The organism is Frateuria sp. GZRe14 (assembly GCF_051900395.1).
Lineage (GTDB): Bacteria > Pseudomonadota > Gammaproteobacteria > Xanthomonadales > Rhodanobacteraceae > Frateuria_A > Frateuria_A edaphi.
Genome location: NZ_JBHZGJ010000001.1, coordinates 706,855 through 732,127, shown reverse-complemented (window position 1 = coordinate 732,127; position 25,273 = coordinate 706,855). Strand labels below are relative to the sequence as shown.

General features: G+C 69.5%; 22 protein-coding genes. 16 read left to right on the top strand and 6 right to left on the bottom strand.

The features are described 5' to 3' along the window. Positions 1–70 precede the first annotated feature (70 nt). From ACFWZ1_RS03215 to ptsP, 7 genes are all read left to right on the top strand, one after another. The gene (locus ACFWZ1_RS03215) at positions 71–1,510 is read left to right on the top strand and encodes an RNA polymerase factor sigma-54 (protein ID WP_439665427.1); all 1,440 of its coding nucleotides are present in this window, start codon (positions 71–73) and stop codon (positions 1,508–1,510) included. 131 nt (positions 1,511–1,641) lie between these two features. After that, the gene (gene hpf / locus ACFWZ1_RS03210; RefSeq protein WP_231323600.1) at positions 1,642–1,965 is read left to right on the top strand and encodes a ribosome hibernation-promoting factor, HPF/YfiA family; all 324 of its coding nucleotides are present in this window, start codon (positions 1,642–1,644) and stop codon (positions 1,963–1,965) included. A 205-nt stretch (positions 1,966–2,170) separates the two neighbouring features. After that, entirely contained in the window at positions 2,171–3,121 is a 951-nt protein-coding gene (hprK, locus tag ACFWZ1_RS03205) for an HPr(Ser) kinase/phosphatase (RefSeq protein WP_439665426.1), read from the top strand. A 4-nt stretch (positions 3,122–3,125) separates the two neighbouring features. Next, positions 3,126–4,031: an RNase adapter RapZ gene (gene rapZ, locus ACFWZ1_RS03200; RefSeq protein WP_231323598.1), complete on the top strand. Its 906-nt coding sequence runs from the start codon at positions 3,126–3,128 to the stop codon at positions 4,029–4,031. Positions 4,032–4,115: 84 nt separating this feature from the next. After that, positions 4,116–4,508 (top strand): PTS sugar transporter subunit IIA, encoded by a 393-nt coding sequence (locus ACFWZ1_RS03195; protein ID WP_231323596.1) that lies wholly within the window; start codon positions 4,116–4,118, stop codon positions 4,506–4,508. Next, positions 4,501–4,770: an HPr family phosphocarrier protein gene (locus tag ACFWZ1_RS03190; RefSeq protein WP_231323594.1), complete on the top strand. Its 270-nt coding sequence runs from the start codon at positions 4,501–4,503 to the stop codon at positions 4,768–4,770. The genes ACFWZ1_RS03195 and ACFWZ1_RS03190 overlap by 8 nt, the downstream gene beginning before the upstream one ends. After that, a complete protein-coding gene (gene ptsP / locus ACFWZ1_RS03185; protein WP_231323592.1) occupies positions 4,767–6,497 on the top strand; it encodes a phosphoenolpyruvate--protein phosphotransferase in 1,731 nt (576 codons plus the stop codon). Before ACFWZ1_RS03190 ends, ptsP begins: the two co-directional genes overlap by 4 nt. A 61-nt stretch (positions 6,498–6,558) precedes the next feature. On the opposite strand, the gene ssb is transcribed toward ptsP, so the two are convergent. The 3 genes from ssb to ACFWZ1_RS03170 all read right to left on the bottom strand — a co-directional run bounded on the left by ssb (position 6,559) and on the right by ACFWZ1_RS03170 (position 9,571). Beyond that, positions 6,559–7,092, bottom strand: a complete 534-nt coding sequence (ssb, locus tag ACFWZ1_RS03180) for a single-stranded DNA-binding protein (protein WP_439665425.1) — start codon at positions 7,090–7,092, stop codon at positions 6,559–6,561. A gap of 238 nt (positions 7,093–7,330) precedes the next feature. Next, positions 7,331–8,308: a DedA family protein/thiosulfate sulfurtransferase GlpE gene (locus ACFWZ1_RS03175; protein WP_425600819.1), complete on the bottom strand. Its 978-nt coding sequence runs from the start codon at positions 8,306–8,308 to the stop codon at positions 7,331–7,333. A gap of 63 nt (positions 8,309–8,371) precedes the next feature. After that, positions 8,372–9,571, bottom strand: coding sequence for an MFS transporter (locus ACFWZ1_RS03170; RefSeq protein WP_439666861.1), 1,200 nt, complete (start codon positions 9,569–9,571; stop codon positions 8,372–8,374). Positions 9,572–9,704: 133 nt separating this feature from the next. On the opposite strand from ACFWZ1_RS03170, the gene ACFWZ1_RS03165 reads away from it, so the two are divergent. Both ACFWZ1_RS03165 and ACFWZ1_RS03160 read left to right on the top strand, forming a co-directional pair. Beyond that, positions 9,705–10,706 (top strand): polyprenyl synthetase family protein, encoded by a 1,002-nt coding sequence (locus tag ACFWZ1_RS03165; protein WP_439665424.1) that lies wholly within the window; start codon positions 9,705–9,707, stop codon positions 10,704–10,706. Positions 10,707–10,752: 46 nt separating this feature from the next. Further along, positions 10,753–13,827, top strand: a complete 3,075-nt coding sequence (locus ACFWZ1_RS03160; protein ID WP_439665423.1) for a diguanylate cyclase — start codon at positions 10,753–10,755, stop codon at positions 13,825–13,827. 61 nt (positions 13,828–13,888) lie between these two features. Here the strand turns inward: ACFWZ1_RS03160 and ACFWZ1_RS03155 are convergent, their stop codons facing one another. The 3 genes from ACFWZ1_RS03155 to ubiH all read right to left on the bottom strand — a co-directional run bounded on the left by ACFWZ1_RS03155 (position 13,889) and on the right by ubiH (position 17,203). Continuing rightward, the gene (locus ACFWZ1_RS03155) at positions 13,889–14,671 is read right to left on the bottom strand and encodes a dienelactone hydrolase family protein (protein WP_439665422.1); all 783 of its coding nucleotides are present in this window, start codon (positions 14,669–14,671) and stop codon (positions 13,889–13,891) included. A gap of 67 nt (positions 14,672–14,738) precedes the next feature. After that, a complete protein-coding gene (locus tag ACFWZ1_RS03150) occupies positions 14,739–15,917 on the bottom strand; it encodes an FAD-dependent monooxygenase (RefSeq protein WP_439666860.1) in 1,179 nt (392 codons plus the stop codon). 65 nt (positions 15,918–15,982) lie between these two features. Then, positions 15,983–17,203, bottom strand: a complete 1,221-nt coding sequence (gene ubiH / locus ACFWZ1_RS03145) for a 2-octaprenyl-6-methoxyphenyl hydroxylase (RefSeq protein ID WP_439665421.1) — start codon at positions 17,201–17,203, stop codon at positions 15,983–15,985. A 108-nt stretch (positions 17,204–17,311) separates the two neighbouring features. Here ubiH and ACFWZ1_RS03140 point away from each other — a divergent pair, with 108 nt between their 5' ends. The 7 genes from ACFWZ1_RS03140 (at position 17,312) to rsmA (ending at position 25,255) form a co-directional block, all read left to right on the top strand. After that, entirely contained in the window at positions 17,312–17,911 is a 600-nt protein-coding gene (locus tag ACFWZ1_RS03140) for a hypothetical protein (protein ID WP_231323580.1), read from the top strand. Further along, entirely contained in the window at positions 17,911–18,471 is a 561-nt protein-coding gene (locus ACFWZ1_RS03135; RefSeq protein ID WP_439665420.1) for a cob(I)yrinic acid a,c-diamide adenosyltransferase, read from the top strand. The genes ACFWZ1_RS03140 and ACFWZ1_RS03135 overlap by 1 nt, the downstream gene beginning before the upstream one ends. Positions 18,472–18,483: 12 nt before the next feature. Then, a complete protein-coding gene (locus tag ACFWZ1_RS03130) occupies positions 18,484–19,401 on the top strand; it encodes a histone deacetylase family protein (protein ID WP_439666859.1) in 918 nt (305 codons plus the stop codon). A 157-nt stretch (positions 19,402–19,558) separates the two neighbouring features. Continuing rightward, the gene (locus tag ACFWZ1_RS03125; RefSeq protein ID WP_439665419.1) at positions 19,559–21,982 is read left to right on the top strand and encodes an LPS-assembly protein LptD; all 2,424 of its coding nucleotides are present in this window, start codon (positions 19,559–19,561) and stop codon (positions 21,980–21,982) included. 117 nt (positions 21,983–22,099) lie between these two features. Then, a complete protein-coding gene (locus tag ACFWZ1_RS03120) occupies positions 22,100–23,458 on the top strand; it encodes a peptidylprolyl isomerase (protein ID WP_231323575.1) in 1,359 nt (452 codons plus the stop codon). 8 nt (positions 23,459–23,466) lie between these two features. Next, positions 23,467–24,459 (top strand): 4-hydroxythreonine-4-phosphate dehydrogenase PdxA, encoded by a 993-nt coding sequence (gene pdxA / locus ACFWZ1_RS03115; protein ID WP_439665418.1) that lies wholly within the window; start codon positions 23,467–23,469, stop codon positions 24,457–24,459. Between the two features lie 13 nt (positions 24,460–24,472). After that, positions 24,473–25,255 (top strand): 16S rRNA (adenine(1518)-N(6)/adenine(1519)-N(6))-dimethyltransferase RsmA, encoded by a 783-nt coding sequence (gene rsmA / locus ACFWZ1_RS03110; RefSeq protein WP_439665417.1) that lies wholly within the window; start codon positions 24,473–24,475, stop codon positions 25,253–25,255. Positions 25,256–25,273: the final 18 nt, after the last annotated feature.

Below are 25,273 nucleotides of genomic sequence, written 5' to 3'. Positions count from 1 at the left end.
CCTGCCATCGCTATGGTCGCGTCACACCCACCGGGGTAGGATGACCGCAAGTCTCTCCGCAACGGCTGGCATGAAACCCGGGCTCCAGTTCCGACTCAACCAACAGCTCACCCTGACGCCGCAGTTGCAGCAGGCGATCCGGCTGTTGCAGCTGTCGCAGCTGGAGCTGGAAGCGGAACTGCGCCAGATCGCCGAGGGCAACCCGCTGCTGGAGTTCGAGGAGGAATCGGCGCCGGGCGAAACCGAGGAAGAGAGTTTCTCCGCCGCCCCGGCCGAAGCGCCGACCGTCGACCACAACGCGGACGACGTCGCGGACTGGGGCGAAACCGACACGCCAGCCGAGGCGCCGATCGATTTCTCGCTCGGCAGCAGCGCGCCCTCCGGCAGCCGCGGCGATGAGGATTTCGAACCGCAGAACGCCGCGCCCGAGACCTTGCAGGAACACCTGCTGTGGCAGTTGAACCTCTCGCCGTTCAACACGCGCCAGCGGCTGATCGCGACGGTCATCATCGATGCGCTCAACGCCGACGGCTACCTTGCCGAAGGCATCGAAGGCGTGCTCGCCGCGCTGCCGGCGGACCTCGACGCGACGATCGATGAAATCGAGACGGTGCGTCGCCAGTTGCAGCGTTTCGATCCCACCGGGATCGCCAGCCTGGACCTGCGCGACTGCCTGCGCGTGCAGCTGGAGCAGTTCGATGCCGATACGCCGCATCGCGGGCTCGCTCTGCAGATCGTCGCCGGCGAGCTCGAACTGCTCGCACGCAACGACGTCGCCAAGCTCGCGCGCAAGCTGCGCGCGAGCGAGGAAGACGTCGCAGCCGCGGCGCTGCTGATCCGCAGCCTGGACCCGCGTCCCGGCGCCGCGCTGGACGCGACGCCGGTCGAGTACGTGGCGCCGGACGTCTACGCCTACAAGGAAGGCAACCGCTGGAAGGTCAGCCTCAATCCCGACTGCCAGCCGCGGCTGGGCCTCAACCAGCACTACTGCAGCCTGATCGCGCAGGCGCGCGGCGAGGACGCCAGCTGGATGCGCGGCCAATTGCAGGAGGCGCGCTGGCTGATCAAGAGCCTGGAGTCGCGCGCCGAAACGTTGCTGAAGGTTGCCGATGCGATCGTGCGCCGCCAGAGCGCCTTCCTCGACTACGGCCCGGAAGCGATGCACCCGCTGGTCCTGCGCGAAGTCGCTGAAGAGGTCGGCATGCACGAATCGACCATCTCGCGCGTGACCACGCGCAAGTACATCCACACGCCGCGCGGCACTTTCGAACTGAAGTACTTCTTCTCCAGTGGCGTCTCCACCGAAGATGGCGGCGGCGCTTCGGCCACGGCCATCCAGGCGATGATCAAGAAGCTCATCGACGGCGAGGACACACGCAAGCCCTTGTCCGACCAGGCCCTGGCCGAGGAGCTCAACCGCAAGGGCATCCAGGTCGCGCGTCGCACCGTGGCCAAGTACCGCGAGGCTCTGCGCATCCCCAGCTCGAGCGAGCGACAACGCGCCGGCTGACCGGCGCCTGAAACCCACCACTTGGAACCGGCCCGAACGATCCCATACCGAATGAAGACCGGCATGCCGGCACCAATCACCGGCATGCGAACCCGCCGCCCCACGGCGGCCTGTACCAGAGGAGGCGCCCCATGCAGTTCCAACTCACCGGCCAGCAGATCGAAGTCACCCCCGCCCTGCGTGCGCATGCCGAATCCCGGCTCGATCGCCTGACCCGCCTCGACGAAAGGTGCCTGGGCCTGAGCATGGTGCTGTCGATCGACAAGCTGCAGCACTGCGCCGACGCCACTCTCAGCACCACGGGCGCCGCCCTGCATGCGGCGGCCTGCGGCGCCGACATGTATGCCTCCATCGACATGGTGTTCGACAAACTCGCCGCGCAACTGCGCCGCCACCGCGACAAGGTGACCGACAAGCATCAGCAGGAAGCGCGCGAAGCGCGCCAGATCGGCTGATTCGTCCGGCTCCTGCGAAAGAGACCCGCCCCGGTGGCGGGTCTTTTTTTGCTCGAAGCTTGATGCCGCAAGCCGAGCCTTCCCCGCGAGCGCGGGGAAGATACCAAGCCACGGGCGGATGGCCGGCCTCGCGACACCCTCCCGGCCCGCCCTCCCCGGCATAGCTGGCACAATGGCGCCCATTGCCACCCGGCAGGGACACTCCTTGGAACGCCTGACTGCACGACAACTCTTCGACGGCGTCCACGAGCGCATGGGCCTGCGCTGGGTGGCGGGCATGCGTGGCGAGGGGCGCGTGCTCGAACCCGGCGCCACCGCCACGCGCCGCCCGTCGCTGATCGGCTACCTCAACGTGATCTACCCGAACAAGGTGCAGATCATCGGTACCGAGGAGCTCAACTGGCTGGACAGCCTGGATTCGCGCCAGCGCTGGGAAGCGATGCACAAGATCGCTGCCTACCAGCCGGTGGCGCTGATCGTGACCAAGGACCAGACCATCCCATCGGACCTGCGCGAGGTGGCCGAGGAAACCCACACCCCGCTGTGGATCAGCGCCAAGCGCGGCCACGAGCTCCTGACCTGGATGCAGTACCACCTCGCGCGCCTGCTCGCGCCGCGGATCACCCTGCACGGCGTGTTCCTGGAGGTGTTTTCGATCGGCGTGCTGATTACCGGCGAGTCCGGTTCGGGCAAGAGCGAGCTGGCGCTGGAACTGATCAGCCGCGGCCACCGCCTGGTCGCCGACGACGCCACCGAGTTCACCCTGATCGCCCCTGACGTGATCGACGGCACGTGTCCGGAACTGTTGCAGGATCTTCTGGAAGTGCGCGGCCTGGGCGTGCTCAACGTGCGCGAGATGTTCGGCCACACCGCGGTCAAGCATTCGAAATACCTGCGCCTGGTGGTGCACCTCAAGCCCCTGCGCGAGGGCGAAGACATCGACGCGGCGACGCGCCTGACCGGCGACACCAGCCACCGCGAGATCCTGGAGGTCTCCGTGCCGATGATCACCATCCCGGTGGCCCCCGGCCGCAACCTGGCGGTACTGGTGGAAGCGGCGGTGCGCCACCATATGCTCAAGAGCAAGGGCATCGATCCCGCGCAGACATTCATCGACCGCCAGGCGCACCAGATGCGCCGGCTTCCGCCGTGGTGAACCCATGAGTACGAACGATCCCGCGCCCTCGAACGGCCTCAACGATCCCAACGCCGTGCACCTGGTGGTGCTGACCGGCATGTCCGGCGGCGGCAAGACGGTCGCGCTGCGCGCGCTGGAGGACCTGGAGTTCTACTGCGTCGACAACCTGCCCAGCGGGCTGCTGCCGCAACTGGTGCAGTCGGTGCGCCGCGATGGCGGCGGCCGCCGCCGGCGCATCGCCGTGGGCGTGGACGTGCGCAACCGCGGCGAGGATTTCGAGCACATGCCTCTGGTGCTCTCCGAACTGGCGGCCGCCGGCGTGCACGTCCACCTGGTTTTCATCGACTGCAGCGACGAAGTACTGATCAAGCGGTACTCGGAAACCCGCCGCCGCCATCCGCTGGCCATCCGCGGCGTGTCGCTGGCCGACGCGATCGCCGAGGAACGCCGCCTGTTGCGGCCGCTGATCGGTATTGCCGAAAAGGTGATCGATTCGAGCGACCTCAACGTCCACCAGCTGCGCCGGCTGATCGCCACCGGCTACGCGGCGGCCACCGAAGGCCTGACGCTGATGTTCCAGTCGTTCGCCTTCCGCCGCGGCCTGCCACTGGACTCGGATTTCGTCTTCGACGCCCGCTGCCTGCCCAATCCGCATTGGCAGCCCAAGCTGCGCCCACTCTCGGGCAAGGACGCGCCGGTGCGCGAATTCCTCGAGGCCGATCCGATGGTCGGCGAATACTTCGCCGACACCGCGCGCTGGCTCGACGCCTGGCTGCCGCGCTTCGAGCAGGACGACCGCAGCTACGTCACCATTTCCGTCGGCTGCACTGGCGGGCGGCATCGATCGGTCTACCTGGTCGAGTGCCTGGCCGCGCATTACCGTGCGAAGCGCGAAGGCGTTCTCACCTTTCACCGTGAACTCGAATGAACGCGCCCGCATCCCCGCGCGCACGAAACACTCGCTGCAGGAGCGCACTACGATGATCACCGGCCATGCGGCAGGAGCAGGCCCATGAGCGTCGGCGTCCTCCTGATGACGCACGAGGCAGTCGGCAGAGCGCTGATCTCCGCCGCGCATCACGTCATGCCCAAGCTGCCGCTGAAGGTCGATGCGGTCGAGGTGCCGGCGCACGCCGATCCGGACGTGATGCGTACGCTCACCGCCCACCACGCCCGCGAGCTCGACCAGGGCGACGGCGTGCTGGTGCTGGCCGACCTGTACGGCGCCACGCCGTGCAACATCGGCCTTTCGCTCACGTCGCTAGGCGTACGGTTGCGTTGTGTGTCCGGGCTCAACCTACCGATGCTGCTGCGCGTGCTCAACTACGCCGAGAAACCGCTGGACGAACTGGCACAGGTGGCAGCCCATGGCGGCCGCGGGGGAATTTTCATCGATCATGCTTGAACAGGATCTCGTCGTTTCCAACAAGCTCGGACTGCACGCGCGCGCCTCGGCAAAGCTGGTGCAACTGGTGCAGGGCTTCAAATCCACGGTGTGGCTGGTCAGCAAGGGCCGCGAGGTCAATGCGCAAAGCATCATGGGCGTGATGATGCTCTCGGCCGGCCTGGGCACCCCGCTCACCGTGCGTGCCGACGGCCCCGACGAGGCGCAGGCCCTCGCCGGCGTCGTGGCGCTGTTCGAGCGCAAGTTCGACGAGGGCGCATGAGGCAGTTGCTGCCCGGCACCGCCGCCTCCAAGGGCATGGCCCTGGGTCGCGCGCGCCTCGTGCAGCCGAGCCGCTACCTGGTCGACACCCGCCCGCTGGCGGAGGACGAAGTCGAGGGCGAGCTGGAAAACCTGCATCGCGCGCTCGACACCGCGCGGCAGGAACTGCACGAATTGCGCGGTCGCCTGCACGGCGCGCTGGCGCGCGAAGTCAACGAGTTCATCGACGCGCACAGCCTCCTGCTCGACGACAAGGAACTGCTGCGCGGCCTCGACGACCTGGTCCGCGTCGGCCACTACCGCGCCGGCGTGGCGCTCAAGAAGCAGCGCGACCGCCTGGCCAAGGTGTTCGAGGCCATGGACGATCCGTACCTGCGCAGCCGCCGCGAGGACGTCGACCAGGTCATCAACCGGGTGATCTCCGCCCTGCAGCGCCAAACCAGCCGCGAGGAGCGCAAGCTCGCCGCGCGCGTGGGCGAGATCCTGGTCGCCGACACCATCGCACCGGCCGACATGGCGCACCTGGTCGGCAACGGCCTGCTCGGCGTGGTGGCAAGCTCTGGCAGCGTCTACTCGCACAGCGCGATCCTGGCGCGCAGCCTGGATCTGCCGATGCTGGTGGGCACGCGCGACGCGCTGGCCACCATTCACGATGACGATCTGATCCTGCTCGACGCCGAGCGCAGCGAGACCATTGTCCACCCCACCGCGCAGGACCTGGCCCGCTACCGCGCCTGGCAGCGCGAAGCGGCAGCCGAAGGGCGACGCCTGGCCAAGCTCGCGAACGCACCCACGCGCACCCGCGACGGCGTGGCGTTGAAGCTGTTCGCCAACGCGGAAACCGCCACCGACATCGCCATGGCGCGCGCCCGCGGCGCCGACGGCGTGGGCCTTTACCGCACCGAATTCCTGTTCCTCAAGCACAAGGGCCTGCCCTCCGAAGACGAGCAGTTCAACGCCTACCGCGACCTGGTGCTGGGCATGGGCGGCCTGCCGGTCACCATCCGCACACTGGACCTTGGCGCCGACAAGGCCGACGCCGCCGGCCTGGCATTGCGCGGCGAGGACAACCCGGCGCTGGGCGTGCGCGGCGTGCGCCTTTCGCTGCGCTACCCGGCCGTGTTCACCACGCAGATCCGCGCGATCCTGCGCGCCGCCTGCTACGGCCCGGTGCGCGTGCTGGTGCCGATGATCACCCAGCCTGACGAACTGATCGCCGTGCGCACGCTGTTCAAGCTCGCGCGCCAGGACCTCAAGCGCGAGAACATCGACCTGCCGGAAAAACTGCCGTTGGGGGCCATGGTCGAAGTCCCCGCCGCCGCGCTCAACGTGCGCGCGCTGCTGGAGCATGCCGACTTCCTCGCCATAGGCACCAACGACCTGGCGCAATACGTGCTCGCCGCCGACCGCGGCAACGACGGCCTGGAAAACATCTACAACCCGCTGCAACCGGCGCTGCTGCGCCTGATCGCCTACGTCATCTCCGCCGGCCGCCGCGCCAACAAGCCGGTGAGCCTGTGCGGCGAGATCGGCGGCGACGTGAGCTTCACCGCCCTGCTGCTGGCGCTGGGCCTATGCGAATACAGCATGCACCCCAGCCAGATCCTGCACGTCCGCGACCGCCTGGCCACCCTCGACCACGCTGCCATGCGCCGCGAGGCGCCGCGCCTGCTTCGCGCGCACACCCACGAAGATGTCGAGGCGCTCCTCGCGCAACTTGCCGGTTGAGGGCTGTCCCAACGAAAGAGGCCCGCATCGCTGCGGGCCTCTTCCGGACGCGACATAGCGCTCAGAACGGAATGTCGTCGTCGTCGAAGCCGCTGCTGCTTTCGGCCGGCGCCGGCGCGTTCTGGCGCGGGGCGTTGCCGTAGTCGTTGCCGCCGCGGGACTGGCCACCGCCGTAGTTGCCGCCTCCCTGGCGCTGGCCGCCGCCCTGCGGACGCTCGCGGAAGCCGCCACCGCCGCCGCCGCCACCACCTTCACCACCCATGCCGCCGAGCATCTGCATGTCGTTGGCGATGATGTCGGTGGAATACTTCTCCACGCCGCTCTTGTCGGTGTACTTGTCGGTGCGCAGCGAACCCTCGATGTAGACCTGGCGGCCCTTCTTCAGGTACTCGCCGGCGATCTCGGCGAGCTTGCCGAACAGCTTCACGCGGTGCCACTCGGTGCGTTCCTGCTTTTCGCCGGACTGCTTGTCGGTCCACTGCTCGGAGGTGGCCACGCTGAGGCTGCACACCGCGGTGCCGCCGCCGGTGTAACGCACCTCCGGATCGGCGCCCAGGTTGCCGACGATGATGACCTTGTTGATGCCGCGTGCCATGGGTTTTCCTCGCTTTGCTGGCGGCCGGCGCGCGCGCCCGCCTCGTCAAGAGATTCCACCGGCGGGGCCGGCGGGTCAGTCCCTATCATACCGACCCGCCCCCCCTCCGCGCGCCGGGGCCGCGTGCGCTTTTGCCGGCCGGTGCGGAAAGGGCATCCCCATCCGCCTGTCGGCTCCTTCCCTGCGTTCGCGCGGAAGCCCGGCGCCGATTGCCAGGGCACATGGGCCGCGTGTGCCTTCACACCGCCGGCGACGCCCTGGAGGGGGCCGGCGAGGCGACGTGCGCGCGTTCGACCGCATGGCCGGCCGCCGCCCAGGCATCCAGTCCGCCGCGCAACGGGCGGACCTGGCGGTAACCCTGCGCCTTCAGCAATTGCGCGGCGCGGGCGGCAGAAAACTCGTTGGGGCAATTGCAGTAGAGGACCAGTTCACGCTCGCGCGGCACGCCAGCCAGCAGCGCGTCGAGGGCGAGCGGGTCGAAATCGAGCGCGCCGGGGATCGCGCGATCGTCGAGCTCGCGCGAACCGGCGGCGCGCACGTCGAACACCAGCGGCGGGCGCGCCGATCGCAACGCCTGCGCCAGCTCATCCACTTCGATCCGGGCCATGCGAAGCGCCACCAGCAGTCGCCGGCGCTGCCACCATTTGTAGAGGATGTAGAGCGCCAGCAGCGCGCCCAGCAGTTGGACTGCGACGGTACCCGTGCCCTCGAACGCCGCCAGCGCACGCTCCACCCCGTCGGCGAAGACGTAGCCCAATGCCACCGCCACCCCGGCCCACAGCAGCGAGCCGAGCGCGTCGAACAGCAGGAACGACCGCGCTTCGAGCCCCATGGCGCCGACCAGCGGCGGCGCCACGGTCGACAGGCCCGGCACGAACTTGGCCACCAGCAGCACCGGTGCCCGCCAGCGCTGGAAGCGCAGTTCCGACTGCTTGACGCAGGAATCGGGCGAAAGCGAGATGCGGCAAAGCGTGCGCATCACTCCCGCGCCATAGCGACGCCCGGCGGCGTACCAGGCGAAATCACTGAGCAGGCAACCGGCCAGCGCCACCAGCAGCACGCCCCACAAGGGCAGCTGGCCACCGGCGGACAACGCGCCGGCCACCACCAGCGTGGGCACGGCCGGCAGCGGCAGCCCGGCCTGCTCGACCAGCACGTTGAGGAAGACCAGCAGCAGGCCGTATTCGGCGATCAGCGCGACGATCTGGTGGGCCACGGGCAGGCTCTCGTGGGGTGATGCCGCCGCAGATGGGGGCGGCAGCCGCGCAACGCAATCCCGTCAGGCCGCCTGTTCTGCCACGGCGCGCGCGGCGATGCGCCGGGCACCGAACGCCACCAGCGGCAGCCACAGCAGCGTGGTCGCCGCCGCGCACAGGAACACCCCGCTCACGCCCAGACGGCCCAACGCGATGCCGCCGATGGCGCCGCCGACGAAGGCGCCGATGAACTGGCTGGTCGAGTACGCGCCCATCGCAGCGCCACGCAGGTGCGCCGGCGCGAGCCGGGACACCAGGCTGGGAAGCGCGGCCTCCAGCAGGTTGAAGGCCGAGAAGAACGCCGCCGCCGACACGCCCAGCCAGGCCAGGTGGCCGCCCGACTGCGCGAAACCTAGCAACGCCAGCCCGATCGCCGCCACGCACACCAGCACGATGCGCAGGCTCTGGCCAATCTCCTTCATGCGATGCAGCGAAGCCCCCATCACCAATGCGGCGATCGTCATCACCGGCAGGTAGAGCTCCCAGTGGCGCTCCACCGGCAGGTGCAGCCGCTCGGCCAGCAGCAGCGGCAGGCCGACGAAGCTCGCCGTCAGCAGCAGGTGCAGGAAGAACACCGACCCGTTGAGGACCAGCAACCGGCCATCGCGCAGCATCGCCATCACACCGCCGAAACTCGCCGCGGCCGGCGCCTTCGCCCGCTCGGGCGTGGGCACGATCAGCCACAACAGCACCAGCGAGGCGAGCGCCAGCAGCGAGGTGGCGCCGAACAGGCCGGGCAACCCGGCCACCGCTTCCAGCGGCGGCCCCAGGATCAGCGCCAGCAGGAACGCCACGCCGATCGACACGCCGATGACGCCCATCACCTTGCTGCGCTGGTCCTCGCGGGTGAGGTCGGCGGCCAGCGCGGTGCCGGCGCCGGCCACCGCGCCCATGCCCTGCAGCGCGCGGCCTGCCACGATCCCCATCAGCGTGTGCGACATCGCCGCCACCAGGCCGCCGACGGCAAAGATCAGCAGCCCGATGGTGATCGCCGGCTTGCGCCCGATCCGGTCGGACAACAGGCCCAGCGGGATCTGCAGCAGCACCTGGCCCAGCCCGTACACGCCCAGCGCCAGGCCGATCAGCAGGCCGCTGGCGTCGGGCATCTGCTTCGCGTACAGCGAGAACACCGGCATGATCAGGAACAGCCCGAACAGGCGCAGGCTGATGACGCAGGCCAGGGTCAGCGCGCTACGGCGCTCGAGGGGCGAGAGCTTGCTCACCGGGAGGGGCACGGACGGGAAGTCATCCGTCCATTATAGGGAGCGCCTCCGGAACCCGATTGCGGCGCCATGTCGCGCCGCCGCACATGGCAGAGCTGGCCCTATAATCGCCCGTCTTGCCACCCGGACACCCATGCAACCGATGCCCGCCGACGCCAGCCGAACCGCCGACTTCGCCGCCGTGCGCGAGCTGGCCGCCGCCGACATGCAGCGCGTGGACGCGCTGATCCGCGCGCGGCTGGCCTCCGACGTGGTGCTGATCAACCAGATCGCCGACCACATCATCGCCAGCGGCGGCAAGCGCCTGCGCCCGATGTTGCACGTGCTGGCCGCCGGCGCCGCCGGGTACGCGGGCGCGCAGCACATCAAGCTGGCCGCGGTGATCGAATTCATCCACACCTCGACCCTGCTGCACGACGACGTGGTCGACGAGTCCGACCTGCGTCGTGGCCGCAAGACCGCCAACGCGCTGTGGGGCAACGCCGCCAGCGTGCTGGTCGGCGACTTCCTGTACTCGCGCTCGTTCCAGCTGATGGTCGAGCTGGACGACATGCGCGTGATGCGCATCCTGGCCGACACCACCAACACCATCGCCGAGGGCGAGGTGCTGCAATTGCTCAACATCGGCAACGCCGACGTGGACGAGGCGGCCTACCTGGCGGTGATCGAGCGCAAGACCGCGGTACTGTTCGCCGCCGCCACCGAGCTGGGCGGTTTGCTTGGCGGGTTGCCCGATACCCAGGTCGCGGCGCTGCGCCGCTACGGCATGGAGCTGGGCTACGCCTTCCAGATCGCCGACGACCTGCTGGACTACACCAGCGACGCCGACACGCTGGGGAAGAACATCGGCGACGACCTGGCCGAGGGCAAGCCGACCCTGCCGGTGATCTACGCGCTGCAGCAGGCCACGGCGGACGAGACCCAGGCGATGCGCCAGGCCATCGAGCATGGCGATCTCACATCGCTGGATCGCGTGCTGGCGACGATCCGCCGCAGCGGCGCGCTGGAGCGCACGCATGCCCGCGCCGTGGCGCACGCGGACGCGGCCCGAGCCGCGCTCGCCGTCCTGCCCGCCTCGCCCTATCGCGAGGCGCTGGACGCGCTGGCCGCCTACGCAGTCGAGCGCAGCGCCTGAGACGCATGCACCGCGCGCGGCCGACCGTTTCACCGGACCGCGCCCGATGCCTTCGGTCAAGCTGTTCGCACATCGGCCGATGACGGGCCGGATGCGCTCCTTCCCATCCATCCGTTGGCTGGCCCTGGTACTGCTGGGGCTGGCGTTGCTGCTGCCCTCGACGACCGTTGCCGCCGCGCCCGCCATCGACTGGTCGCGCTGGGACCACCTGGCCTTCGAGCACCTGACCGTGCGCGCCGGCCTGCCGCACGCCACGACCACTGCCTTCGCGCAGGATCGCGATGGATTGATGTGGATCGGCACCTTCGGCGGGCTGGTGCGTTATGACGGCTACCGCGTGCAGGTGTTCCGCCAGGCCGACGGTTTGCCCGACAACTACATCCGCGCGCTGCAGGCGGCCCCCGACGGCAGCCTGATCGTCGGCACGTCGGCCGGCGGGCTGGCCCGCTTCGATCCGCGCGACAACCGGTTCTCGACCTACGACGCCTCGCCCGACCACGGCACGGGCCCGCACATCCTTGCCTTGGCGCCCGACGGTGCCGGCGGCTTCTGGGTCGGCGGGCAGAACGGGCTCAGCCACCTGCGTGCCGGCCTGCGAACGATCGAGCGCCCGGTCGGCACCGGGCTGCCCGCAAACCTGGCCGTATTCGCCGTGCGCGCGGACCGGCACGGCAACCTGTGGGTCGGCAGCGGCGAAGGCCTTTACCTGCGCCGCGCCGGAGCCGCACGGTTCGTCCGCTTCCATGGTGACGATGCCGCCGCCGGACCCGTGCTGGATGAGGACGTCTGGGCCTTGCGCGAGGACGCGGCCGGCAACCTCTGGGTCGGCAGTGGCACGCGCGGCGTGGCGGTGATCGATCGACAGGGCCATGCGCGCGTGCCGCCCGGGCTGGACGGCGACGCGCCTGCAATCCAGCACCGCACCGTCCGCGACGTGCTGGCAAGTCCCGATGGCCGGCTGTGGATCGCCACCGACGGCGTGGGCGTCGCGATATACGACCCCAAGGTCCGCACGCTTGAAACCCTGCGGCACGACAACGCCCGCGCCACCTCGCTCGGCGGCAACATCGTGCGTGCGTTGTTCCTGGACCGCTCCAGCGGCCTGTGGGCCGCCACCGAGATCGACGCCTCGCGCTGCGACACGCGCCCGACGATCGTGCACACGCTGGACGCACTGGTGCTGTCCGACCGCCACGACGCCACGTTCGACGAGAACGTGCGCAGTGTTTACACCGACCGCCACGGCACGATCTGGCTGGGCTTCAACCGTGGTCGCCTTGCCCGCGTCGAGCCGGCCAGCGGCCAGATCCGGCTGCTGACGCTCGGCGGCGCGCAGCAGGACCAGGACGTGCGCGCGATCGACGCGCTGCCCGACGGGCGCATCGTGGCCGGCGCGCGCGGTCTGGTCACGATCGACCCGGTGTCGCTGGCGATCCGCCCCTGGTCGGTCGACGGCCTCGACGCGCGCCCGATCCTGGCCCTGCGTGCCTGGCGCGACGAACTGCTGGTCGGGACTTACGACGGCGTTTATCGCATCGATGGCGCCGGTCATGTCACGCATGACCGGCACGATCCGGACGATCCGCGCAGCCTGGTCGATGACCAGGTGCGCAACATCGCCGAGCTGTCCGACGGCAGCGTGTGGATCGCTACCAGTGGTGGCATCAGCATCCTTCGCCCGGGTGCGCGTGGCTTCGAAAACCTCGTGCACGAGGACGGCGACCCGGGCAGCCTGCCGCAGAACTACGCCGGCTCCGTGGTCGAGCTCGGCGGGCGTATCTGGGTCGGCACCTATGGCGGGCTGGCCTCCACGCCGGCGGTACCGCCCGGCCCGCACGGCTACCGCTTCACCGTGCTGCGCGGCCACGACGGCCTGGGCAGCGACAACGTCGCCAGCGTGCTGGCCGACCGCCTGGGCCGGCTATGGATCGCGACCGCGAGCGGGCTGGCGGTGTACGAGCCGGCGTCCGGCCGCATCCGCTCGCTGGGCGAGCGCGACGGACTCGGCGCGCGCTTCTACAACCATCGCACCGCGGCGCTGGGCCCTTCCGGCGAACTGCTGTTCGGCGGGCTCACCGGCCTGACCGTGATCGAACCCGCGCCACAGGCGCGCCCGCGCCAGCCGGATGCCCCACTGGCAGTGACCATGGCGGCACGCGACGGCACGCCGCTACCCTATGCCGCGCTGCCAACCGCGCGACGGTCGCTGTTGCTGGACGACGTGCACGCGCTGCGGCTGGGCTTCTCCCTGCTCGACTACACCGCCACCGATGACGTGCGCTACCGCTACCGGCTGGAGGGTTTCGACGCGCAGTGGACCGAGCTCGACCCCGGCGTGCCGCCCGCCGCCGCCTTCACCAATTTGCCCGGCGGCAGCTACCGCCTGTGGTTGCAGGCGGACATCCCCGGCCTGCACGCGCGCACGGTGCGGAGCGTGATTCCACTGGAAGTCCGCGGACGCTGGTACGAACGGGCCTGGGTGCGCACGGGACTGGCACTGCTGGCCGCCGCCCTGGTCTATTTGCTGGTGCGCCTGCGCACCCGCTACCTGCTCGCCCGCGCCGACCGTCTGACACAACTCGTGCGCGAGCGCACGCGCGAGCTGCAGGAGGCCAACGAGCGGTTGAACCGGCTGGCCAGCGTCGACGAGTTGACCGGCCTGCTCAACCGGCGCGAGCTGATGCACCAGCTCGAACTCGCGCACGACGCCGCGCAGCGCACCGGTGCGCCGCTGTCGATCCTGATGCTCGACCTGGACGCGTTCAAGGCACTCAACGACACCCACGGCCACCAGGCCGGCGACGCGGTACTCCGCAGCGCGGCGCAGCAGGTTGCGTCCCTGTGCCGCAAGGACGACCGGCTCGGACGCTACGGCGGCGAGGAATTGATGGTGGTGATGCCGGGTGCCGACCTCGCCACGGCCGCGCAACGCGCCGAGGTGATCCGCTCGGCGATCGAAGCCATGGAAGTCGGCCATGGCGAACATTGCCTGCGGCTGACCGCCAGCTTCGGCGCCGCTCAGCTCAAGTCGGGCGAACGCACGCACGAGCTGATCGCGCGTGCCGATGCGCGGCTGTACCGAGCCAAGCGCGACGGCCGCAACCGGGTCGCGGCCTCCTAGGCCGGGTGGAACATCGCAGGGTGGATCCAGCCCACCCTGCGGGGCGGCTCCGGCGACCCGGCTACGGCCGACCGGCGAATGCCGCGTCCAGCCAGTCGTGCATCATGCGGTAGCTGCGCGCCGCGGCACGGGCGTCGTACTTGCAGCCGGGCGAGTCCTCGCCGGTCTCGGTGAAGCAATGCACCGCGTTGCCGAGCACCACGAACTGCCAATCCGCGTCGCTGGCGCGCATCTCGTCCATGAACGCGTCCGCGTCGGGCATGGTGCCCTTGTCGTCGGCGCCGTTGAGCGCCAGTACGCGCGCCTTGAAGTGATCGGGCAACGCCGGCTTGCCGGCCGCCAGGGCGCCATGGAAGGACACCACCGCGGCCACGTCCGCGCCGCTGCGGGCCAGGTCCAGCACCGCCGAGCCGCCGAAGCAGAAACCGATCGCGGCGAGCTTGCCGGTATCCAGCGGCGCGGCGCCGGCCTGCGCTTTCAGTTGCGCCAGCGCCGTGTTCACGCGATGGCGCATCAAAGCGCGATCGGCGTATAGCGGCTGGACCGCGGCCTTGGCTTCGTCGTTGCTGGTCGGGCGCACGTTCTGGCCGTACATGTCGGTCAGCAGGATCACGTACTGCTTGCCGGCGATCATCTCGGCCTTCTTGATGGCCGCGTCATTCACGCCGTACCAGTTGGGCACCATCACCAGGCCGGGCCGCTTGGCGGCGCCGGCATCGTCGTAGACCAGCACGCTGTGGAAGCGGGTGCCGCCATCGGTCCACTCGACCGACCGGTGGACCATCTTCGCCGAGGCGGCGAAGGCCAGGGGGAGCGAGAGCAGGGCAAACAGGATGCGACGCATGGCGACGACTCCGGTGGTGGGATGGCGCTCCGCGCCGGGTTCCGCGGCGTCCGGCCGCGGCGTGGGATCAGCGGCCCGCGGCGTGCGCGGCGAGGCGGCGCTTGAGCGGCGCCAACCGGTCGACCAGGCGCACGCCCAGCGCCCGCGCCGCCACCAGCGGCGGCGCCTGCCATGCGTAGATGCGACCCAGCGCATCGAAGCTCCACGCATCCAGCGTGTCGGCGCTGCGCCGGCGTCGCGCGTAGCGGCGCAGCACGTGCGGCGCGGCGATGTCGCGTCCTGCCTCGCGGGCAGCCACCAGCGTGTCGCGCAGCTCGGCGACGTCGCGCAAGCCCAGGTTCACGCCCTGCCCTGCCAGCGGATGCACCGCGTGCGCCGCATCGCCCAGCAGCACCAGGCGCTCGGCCTGATAGTGATCGGCCAGCTGCAACTTGAGGGGGAAGGCCGCGCGGCGGGTGGTCGCGAGCACCGGACCGAGGCGGAAATCGCTGGCCACGCCGAGTTCGGCGCAGAATGCCGCGTCGTCCAGCGCCAGCACGCGTTGCGCTTCGGACTCGGGCAACGACCACACGATCGAACTGCGCCCGTCGGCCAGCGGCAGCAGCGCCAGCGGGCCACCGGGCAGGAAACGCTGCCACGCGGTGTGCTGGTGCGGGCGCTCGGTGGTGACGTGCGCGACTACGCCGCGCTGGCCGTAGTCATGGCCATGCGTGTCCAGCCCGGCCAGTCGGCGCAGTGGCGACCCAGCACCGTCGGCCGCGACCAGCAGACGTGCGGACAACGTCCCCGCATCCTCATGTCCCGGAGCAGGAGCATCGCCCACAAGGTGACTCCTGCGGACATCGAGCGTGATGCGGTCGGCCTGCGCCTGGAAGCCGGTCACTTCCGCGGGGCAAAGCCGCTGCACGCCTGCCGATTCGAGCGCCTGCCACAGCGTCCATTGCACCAGGCTGTTCTCGACGATCCAGCCCAGCCAGGCGCGCCCCTCGGTGGTGGCGTCGAAGTCGACCGCGGCTCCGGTGCGCGCATCCCACACGTGCATCCGTGCGTAGGACGCCGCGCGATGGTCGCGTATGGACGTCCAGACGCCGATGTCGCCAAGCAGCGCGATCGACGAGGAGGCCAACCCGACCACGCGAAGGTCGACCTCGTCCTCCGCGCGCCATGGCGCCGGCGGGCGGGCTTCCAGCAGGGCAGTGGCGAAACCCGCACGCGCCAGCGCCAGCGCGGCCGCGGCGCCGACCATGCCGCCGCCGACCACCGCCACGTCGAGCAGCGGCGCGCGACGGCGCGATTCGGAACGGAGCGTGCTCACGGCGCGCGCTCCAGCACCGCCCGCGGCGGTTGCCCGCGGAAGCCCATGCCGCGGCGGAGCACTGCATGCTTCAGTGGTGGCACGCGGTCGCAGGCGAGCAGCGCCAGCGAACGCAGCGGGGCGAGCCAGGGCTGCGGCAGGCAGGCCAGTTGCACCAGTCCATGGCTCATCGCCATGGTCCCTTCGCGGTCGGGCGCGCGCCGGGCCGCGTAGGTGGCGAGCAGGCGCTCGGCCCCCGGGTCGGCCGCGGCGGCGACGAGTTCGGCCAGCGTCAGCGCGTCGCGCAGGCCCAGGTTGAAGCCCTGCGCGCCGATCGGGTGCACCGTCTGCGCGGCGTTGCCGACCAGCACCGCGCGCGGTGCGATCAGGCGGTTGGCCGCCACGCGCTGGATCGCGTACGGAAAGCGCTTGCCGGGCCGCGCCAGTCGTCCCAGCCGCCAGCCGAAGCGACGCTGGGCCAGAGCGAGGTACTGCGCATCGTCCATCGCCGCCACCGCCTCGGCCTGCGACCCCGGCACCGTGAGCACCAGGCCGCAACGACGGCCGGCCAGCGGCAACAGGGCGACCGGACCCTCGTCGCTGAAGCGCTCGTACGCGCGATGGCCGTGCTCGCGTTCGGGGGTGACGGTGCAGACGAACAGCGTCTGCCCGTAATCGAAAGTTTCAGCGCCGATGCCCAGTCGCCCGCGCACGAAGGAACCGGTGCCGTCGGCGCCGACCAGCAGCGGCGTGTCGATTTGGCGCACGCCTTCGCCGGTACGCACCTGCGCGCGCCAGCCTTCTGCGAACGGCTCGATTGCCTCCAGGGTCGCGGGCGCCAGCCGCTGCAGGCGGGTGCATTCGTCCAGGCGGCGCAGCAAGGCCGCGCCCAGTTCGCGCGCGGGCAAGGTCCAGCCCAGTGCATCCACGCCGGCCTCGCGCGCCTGCAGCCGCACGCTGCCGAATTCGCCGGCACGGCTGACGTGGATGCGCTCGATCGCGGTGGCGCCCTCGCGCGCGTGGGTCCACACGCCGATCGCCTCCAGCCCGTTGACGGTGGCGCGGGCCAGCGCCAGGTTGCGCTCGTCGTAGCTGGGCTGCGCATCGGTGCGCGGCGCGGCAGCCTCGACCAGCATCGTGTCGACGCCGGCCACGTCCAGCGCGATCGCCAGGCTGGCGCCGACCAGGCCGCCGCCGACGATCAGCACGGGCCCGCGTGGGGAAGGGGGAACAGTCATGCGGCGGATGATACGGCCGAACACGCAGGCGTCGCATGAGCCGGACGGGCTTCGGCTAAACTAGCCGTCTACCTTCTCCCTTCACGCCGCCTGCTTACGGAGCACCTCATGGCTATGACGCGAAACCAGCGCCTCGGCATCTTCCTGGCACTTGCCCTGGTGATGGCCATTACCCGTGGCGCCGTGCACACCCATCATTTCGAGGCGTTCCCGGACGCGTCCTGGGGCGTGTTCTTCCTCGCCGGCTTCTGGCTGCGCGGCGCCGGGCGCTGGGCGTTCCCGCTGCTGATGGCCGAGGCCGTGCTGGTCGACTACCTGGTGATCAGCGGCCAGGGCCTGAACTTCTGGAGCCACTACTGCGTCTCGCCGGCCTACTGGTTCCTGGTCGCCGCCTACGGCGCGCTGTGGCTGGGTGGCAGCTGGCTGGCCCGCCGCCAGGCCGGCCTGAAGCTTTCCACCGCGGGCCTTGCCGTGGCCGCGCTGCTGGTCAGCGAGGCGGTCTGTTTCGTGGTTTCCAACGGCAGCTTCTACTGGCTAAGCGACAGCGTGCCGGCGCCGCGCAGCATGGCTGCCTGGTTCCAGAACATGGGCGACTGGTATCTGCCGTTCCTGCAGGTGACCGCGCTGTACGTCGGACTGGGCGCGGCGGTGCACGTGCTGGCGACCCAACTGACCCGCGCTCTCGCGCACGAAGGCCAGACGCGCTGATGGGCAACCGCCTGTCGAAGATCTACACGCGCACGGGCGACGATGGCAGCACCGGCCTGGGCGATGGTTCACGCGTGCCGAAGGACTCGGCCCGCGTGGCCGCCTACGGCACAGTGGACGAACTCAACAGCACGATCGGGATGGTGCTCGCCTGCCCGGACGTGCCGGCCGAGGTGCACGAGGCGCTGACCCAGGTCCAGCACGAGCTGTTCGACCTTGGCGGCGAGCTGTGCATCCCCGGCATGGCCATGGTCCAGGACGCCGACATCACGCGGCTGGAATCGGTACTGGACGGCTTCAACGAACCGCTGCCGCCGCTGAAGGAGTTCATCCTGCCCGGCGGCGGCATGGCGGCGGCCTGTTGCCATCTGGCGCGCACGGTGTGCCGCCGCGCCGAGCGCGAGGTGATCTCGCTCGCGCGCAACGAAGGAGTGCGGCCGCAGGCACAGCGCTACCTCAATCGGCTGTCGGACCTGCTGTTCGTGATCTGCCGCGTGCTGGCGCGTGCCGGCGGCCACGGCGAGGTGATCTGGCAGCACGAGCGCCGCCCGCGCGGCTGACCCACCCCGATGCTGCGGCTCTATACCCATCCTGCCTGCCTGCAGCACGACCCCGGTCCTGGCCATCCCGAATCTCCCGCGCGCCTGCACGCCATCCTGGCGGCGCTCGACCGCGACCGTTTTGCCACGCTGGACCGCATCGAGGCGCCACGCGCCAGCATCGATGCGCTCGAGCGCGTGCACGATCCGGCGTACGTGGCGCGCATCCTCGCCAGCGCGCCGGTCGATGGCGTCGTGCGGCTGGACGAAGACACGCTGATGTCGCCCGCCTCGGCCGAAGCCGCGCTGCGCGCTGCCGGCGCCGTGGCCGCCGCGGTCGATGCCGTGCTCAACGAACGTGCCAGCCGAGCGTTCTGCGCTGTGCGCCCGCCCGGCCATCACGCCACGGCCGACCAGGCGATGGGCTTCTGCCTGTTCAACAACGTCGCGGTCGGCGCCGCGCACGCGTTGGCGGAACATGGCCTGGAGCGCGTGGCGATCGCCGACTTCGACGTGCACCACGGCAACGGCACCCAGGACATCTTCGCGCGCGAGCCGCGCGTGCTCTTCGTCTCCAGCCACCAGTCGCCGCTCTACCCCGGAACCGGCGGGGCGGATGAAACCGGCGTAGGCAACCTGCTCAATGTCCCCCTGCCGCCGCAGACCGGCTCGCGGGCTTTCCGGGAAACCTGGGAGGAACGGCTGCTGCCGCGGCTGGACGCCTTCCGCCCGCAACTGCTGCTGGTCTCGGCCGGCTTCGACGCCCACCGCGCCGACCCGCTCGCGCAGTTGCAGCTGGACGCCGACGACTATGCGTGGCTGACCGCGCAACTGGTGGACATCGCCCGTCTGCACGCGGGCGGCCGCGTCGTTTCCACCCTCGAGGGCGGCTACGACCTCGACGCCCTGACCACCAGCGCCGCCGCGCACGTCGCGGCGTTGATGAGCTGAGTGCAGCGCCCCGTCGGGTGGGTTTTCCAGCCAACCTCCTCGGGGGAAAGCGGTGGACTGAAGCCCACCCTACGGGGCGTCAGGCCCGGGGCGCTCCTGCCGGCCATGCACCCTTTCTGCTAGTTTTACGCGTCCTGACGAACGCCGACAGCCCACCGTGACGCTGAGCCACACGATCCCGCGCGCTTTGCCCCCACGCCGCCTGCTGGCGGTCGCCGCAGCCCTCGCCCTGTTCGGCGGCCCGGTCGAGGCCCAGACCGCGGCGCCCGAGGCGGCGGCTCCCGCCGCGCCAACCAGCGCCGCCGGGGTATCGAGCTGCCCGCTGGGTGCGTTCCACTGTCCGGCGCGCCCGGAAAGCTTCGCGCTGTGCCGGCCCAACGCCCTGCTGGAGTTCTACGATCCAACGCTCCCGCGCGACGCCGCGCTGCGCGAGACCTCCGACACGGTCGTCGACGCCGCCCACGTGGACAGCTCCAACCGCGCGGTTTACCGGCTTTCGGGCAACGTGCGCATCGAGCGCGCCGACCAGCTGCTGCGTGGCGACCGGATCGACTACAACGACACCACCACCGACTACGACGCGCAGGGCAACGTGCGCTACCAGGAAGCCGGTGAGCTGCTCAGCGCCGACCGCCTGCGCGGCAACACCCAGGCCAACCGCGGCGTGGCCGAGAACGTGCGCTACCAGCTGCTGCAGTCGCGCGGCAATGGCACCGCCGCGCGCGGTGAACTGCTCGACGCCCAGCGCAGCCGCTACAACCTGGTGAGCTATTCGACCTGCGATGTCGGCCACCATCTTTGGGAAGTGCGCGCAAAGAGCCTGGAGATCGACAAGTCCACCGGCGTGGGCAAGGCGCACGGCGCGACCATGCGCTTCGCCGACGTGCCGTTCCTGTACCTGCCCTACTTCACCTTTCCGGTCGACAACCGGCGCAAGAGCGGCTTCCTGTACCCGACCTTCGGCAGTTCGAACCGGTCGGGGACGATGTTCGCCATCCCCTACTACCTGAACCTGGCGCCGAACTACGACGCCACGATCGAGCCGCGCATCTATACCCAGCGCGGTGCGATGCTGGCCGGCGAGTTCCGCTACCTGGTTCCTGGCACCCGCGGCCAGCTGAACTTCGAATACTTGCCTAACGACCACGGTGATAACAGTTCTGATGCGGACCCGACCAAGGGCAATGATCGCTGGCTGCTCAAATATGGCGACGCTACGCGCCTCTGGGGACCATGGTCGTTTACCACTAGCATCAATCGGGCCTCCGACCGCAGTTACCTGCGCGATTTCGGCAATGACCTGTATACCTCCTCGATTGGTACGCTTGCCTCGAATGCCTACATCCGCGGGCGTGGAAACTGGTGGAGCGCGACATTTGGCGCCGACAGTTATCAGAACGTAGATCCCTACCTCCCCGATACCGTGGTGCAATACAAACGGTGGCCCCGGGCGACGCTGGGAATGGACGTGCCGATCACCCGCTGGCTCAAGTTCGGGATGGACAGCGAGGCGGTAGCGTTCCGCAAAGAGAACGCCATCGAAGGCAACCGGCTTGATCTGTACCCCTACGTGGATGCCGACTTCCGTGGCGCCGCCTGGTTCGTGCGACCGAAGCTGGCCTACCGATACACCGCCTACGAACTGAGCGGCAATTACGCGACCTACGGCTACCGCGGTCCGCTGAGCACCACGCAGGTGTCGCCCTTCGGTGACCGCACGCCGAGCCGCGCGCTCCCGATCGCGAGCCTAGATACCGGTTTGGTATTCGAGCGTGCGACATCCCTGTTCGGCACCACGTACACGCAGACGCTCGAACCGCGGCTCTACTACCTGTACGTGCCCTACCGCAACCAGGACGACTTGCCGCTGTTCGACACGCGACGCATGTCGTTCGACTACTGGCAACTGTTCTCACCCAACCAGTTCTCGGGCGCCGATCGCCAGATGAACGCCAACGATCTCACTGCGGCGCTCACCACGCGTTTGCTGGACGACGATGGCGTGGAGCGGCTTTCCGCCAGCATCGGCCAGATCCACTACTTCGCGCCGCAACGTGTTCAGCTTCCCAATAGCGCGACCACCGCTGCTGCGCCGACGGACTGGACGCGTTCTGACTATGTGGCCGAGCTGGGCGTGCAGTTGACCGAGCGTTGGCGCCTGAACAGCGCTTACCAGTGGAGCCCGAACACCCGCCAAACTGACCTGGGCACGCTGGGATTGCAGCGGCGCATCGGAGCGGACGGCATCTTCAACTTTTCTTACCGCTACCGGCGAAATTATGTAGAGCAGTATGACGCGTCAGCAATTTATCCGATTTCCGAGCGCTGGCGCCTGCTTGGGCGATGGGTTTATTCGGTGCGTGACCAACGCACGGTGGAAGCGCTTGCCGGTGTGGAATACGACAGTTGTTGCGTCGCTCTGAGGGTGGTTGGGCGCCACTATGTCGTCGCCAGCGGACCGGTCGCCGAGCGGGGCCGTACGAACAACGCGCTGATGTTCGAGCTGGTCTTCAAGGGCCTGGGCGCCTTCAACGGCCAGACGGAAGACGTGCTGCGGCGTGGTATTCTTGGCTATCAGTAACGGCCTGGCCGCGAACTTTCCGCTGCCGTTGCGATCCACGGTTGTCGACCGGCACGACTAGCCCCCTGGCACCGCCTCCTCAACCATCGCCGCGCAGGCGATTGAAGGTTCCGACCGATGAAGCAACCCACCGCGCTGCTCCTCCTCGCGCTCGCCGCGGCCACCGTCCTGCCCGTCCAGGCCCAGCTGCTGCCCCAGGCCCAGGGCCAGGGCGACGCCTCGGCCTCGGGCACGCAGCCGCTCGACCGCATCATCGCGGTGGTCGACGACAGCGTGATCCTGCAGAGCGAACTGGATGAGGCCATGCGCTCGGTCAAGCAGCAGTACGCCAGCAACCCCGGCCAGCTCCCGCCGGAGGACGTGCTCAAGCGCCAGGTGCTCGACCGCCTGGTGCTGATGAAACTGCAGGTGGCCAAGGCCGCCGACCAGGGCATCCGCGTGTCGGATTCGGACATCGACCAGGCCGTCGCCGCGGTCGCCCAGCAGAACCACCTGACGCCAGAGCAGTTGCAGCAGGCGGTCGAGCAGAGCGGGCAGGGTTTTGCCGCCTTCCGCACCCAGCTGGGCGACCAGCTCATGGTCCAGCGCCTGCACGAGAGCGTGGTGCGCGATTCGGTCAACATCACCGACAGTGAAATCAACAACCTGCTCAACAGCCCCACCTACAAGGCGGGTGAAGTGCATCTGGCGCACATCCAGGTCTCGATTCCGGCCGGCGGCAGTGCGGACGACATCGCCGCGGCGCAGGCCAAGGCACAGGAGGCGCTCGATGCGATCAAGGGCGGCATGGACTTCAACGCCGCGGCGATCCGCTACTCCGACGCTCAGGACGCGCTCGAAGGCGGCGACCTCGGCTGGCGCAAGATGGACGAGATCCCGCCGGCTTTCGCCGACACCATCTCCGGCATGAAGCCTGGCCAGGTCAGCGCGGCGCTGCGCGGCCCCACCGGCTTCCACATCCTCAAGCTGGTCGACCAGCGCGAGCCCAGCCGGCAGGTGGTCACCGAGTACCACGCCCGCCAGATCCTGATCCGCCCGAGCGAGCTGGTGACGCCCGAGCAGGCGCAGCAGAAGGCGCAGGACCTGTACAACCGCATCGTCAACAAGCATGAGGACTTCGCCAAGCTGGCGAAGGAGAACTCCAAGGACCCGACCACCGCCAATGCCGGCGGCGACATGGGCTGGTTCCAGCGCGACCAGTGGGGCGGCACGATCGCCCAGCAGCTCTCCCAGCTCAAGGACGGCGAGGTTTCCCAACCATTCCAGAGCGAGGCCGGCTGGCACATCCTGCAGCTGGAAGGCACGCGCAAGAGCGACGTGACCGAGGAGAGCGAGCGCAACCAGGCGCGCCAGGCGATCGGCAACCGCAAGGCCGAGCAGGCCTATGAGGATTTCCTGCGGCAGCTGCGCTCGGATGCCTACGTCAACATCCTGGTGCCGGAGCTCAAGGATCCCGACGCGCGGGACAAGAGCTGAGTCGTGCCTTGAACGCCGGCCTGCCCCGACTGGCGCTGACCGCCGGGGAACCGGCCGGCGTCGGCCCCGAACTGCTTGTCCGGCTCGCATCGACGCCGCTCGCGGCCGGACTGGTCGCCATCACCGACCGCGACCTGTTGCGCCGCGCTGCAGCGCGTTGCGGCGTACCGCTGGAACTGCATGAAGACGACGGCCAATTGCATGCGCACGTGCCGGGCAGCCTGCGCGTCCAGCATGTGCCGCTGGTGGTGGAGGAGCACCCCGGCAAGCCCGATCCACGCAATGCGCGCCACGTCCTGACCACGCTGGCGGAGGCCGCGGATGGCTGCCTGGCCGGCAGCTATGCGGCGGTGGTCACGGCGCCGTTGCAGAAGGCGTCGATCAACGACGCCGGCATCCCCTTCAGCGGTCATACCGAGTTCTTCGCCCATCGCGCCGGCGCGGACGTCGTGATGATGCTGGCCAGTCCTGAGCTACGGGTTGCGCTGGCCACCACGCATTTGCCGCTGGGCGCAGTGCCCGCGGCGATCACCGGCCAGACGCTGGCGCGCACGCTGCGCATCATGCACGACGAACTCAAGGCCAGGTTCGGCATTCCCGCTCCACGCATCGCGGTACTCGGTCTCAATCCGCATGCCGGCGAGGGCGGTCACCTCGGCCGCGAGGAGCTGGACGTGATCGAGCCCACGCTGGCGTGGCTTCGCGACCAGGGCATGCACTTGCTTGGTCCGTTGCCCGCGGATACCGCCTTCGTACCGGCGCAGCGGGGACGCTACGACGCCGTGCTGGCGATGTACCACGACCAGGCGCTGCCCGTACTCAAGAGCGAAGCCTTCGATCGCACCGTCAACATTACCCTCGGCCTGCCTTTCATCCGCACCTCGGTCGATCACGGCACCGCGCTCGACCTGGCCGGCACCGGCCGCGCGGATCCGTCCAGCCTGATCGCCGCCGCCCGGATGGCGGTGGAGCTGGCCAGCCGCTCCGGCTCTCCGGGGTAAGCGAGAAATTCCGATGAACGCCCGCCCCAAGAAAAGCTTCGGCCAGCACTTCCTGCACGAAAAGCGCTACATCGAGCGCATCGTCGGCGCGATCGCGCCCAAGACGGGCGATCGCGTCGTTGAGATCGGCCCGGGCGAAGGCGCGCTTACGCTGCCGCTGCTGACCGCCGCGGGCCAGCTCGTCGCGATCGAACTGGACACCGACCTCATTCCCGATCTTCAGGCGCGCGCAAACACCGTGGGCATGCTGGAAATCGTCCATGCCGACGTGCTCAAGGTGGACTTCACCGCACTGGCGCAGCGTCTGGGCGTGCCGCGGGTGCGCCTGGCCGGCAACCTTCCCTACTACATTTCCAGCCCGATCCTGTTCCATTGCGTCGACCACGCCGCCGCGATCCAGGACATGCATTTCATGCTGCAGAAGGAAGTGGTCGACCGCATGGCGGCGGCGCCCGGCAGCAAGGTCTATGGCCGTCTATCGGTGATGCTGCAGCTGGCTTGCCGGGTCGAGCCGCTGTTCACGGTGCCACCGGGCGCGTTCCGCCCGCCGCCGAAGGTGGATTCGGCGGTCGTGCGGCTGGTGCCGCTGGCCGCGCACGAGCGCCACGACGCCGATCCCGATCGCGTGCACGCGATCGTCAAGGCCGCCTTCGCGCAGCGGCGCAAGACCCTCGCCAATGGGTTGAAGAACCTGCTCGACAGCGATGCCATTGCCAGCGCAGGAGTCGATCCGAAGGCGCGCGCCGAGACTCTCGCGCCCGGCGACTTCGTGCGCCTGGCAAAGCTTCCCGCCTGACGCGCCGTCTACACGCGC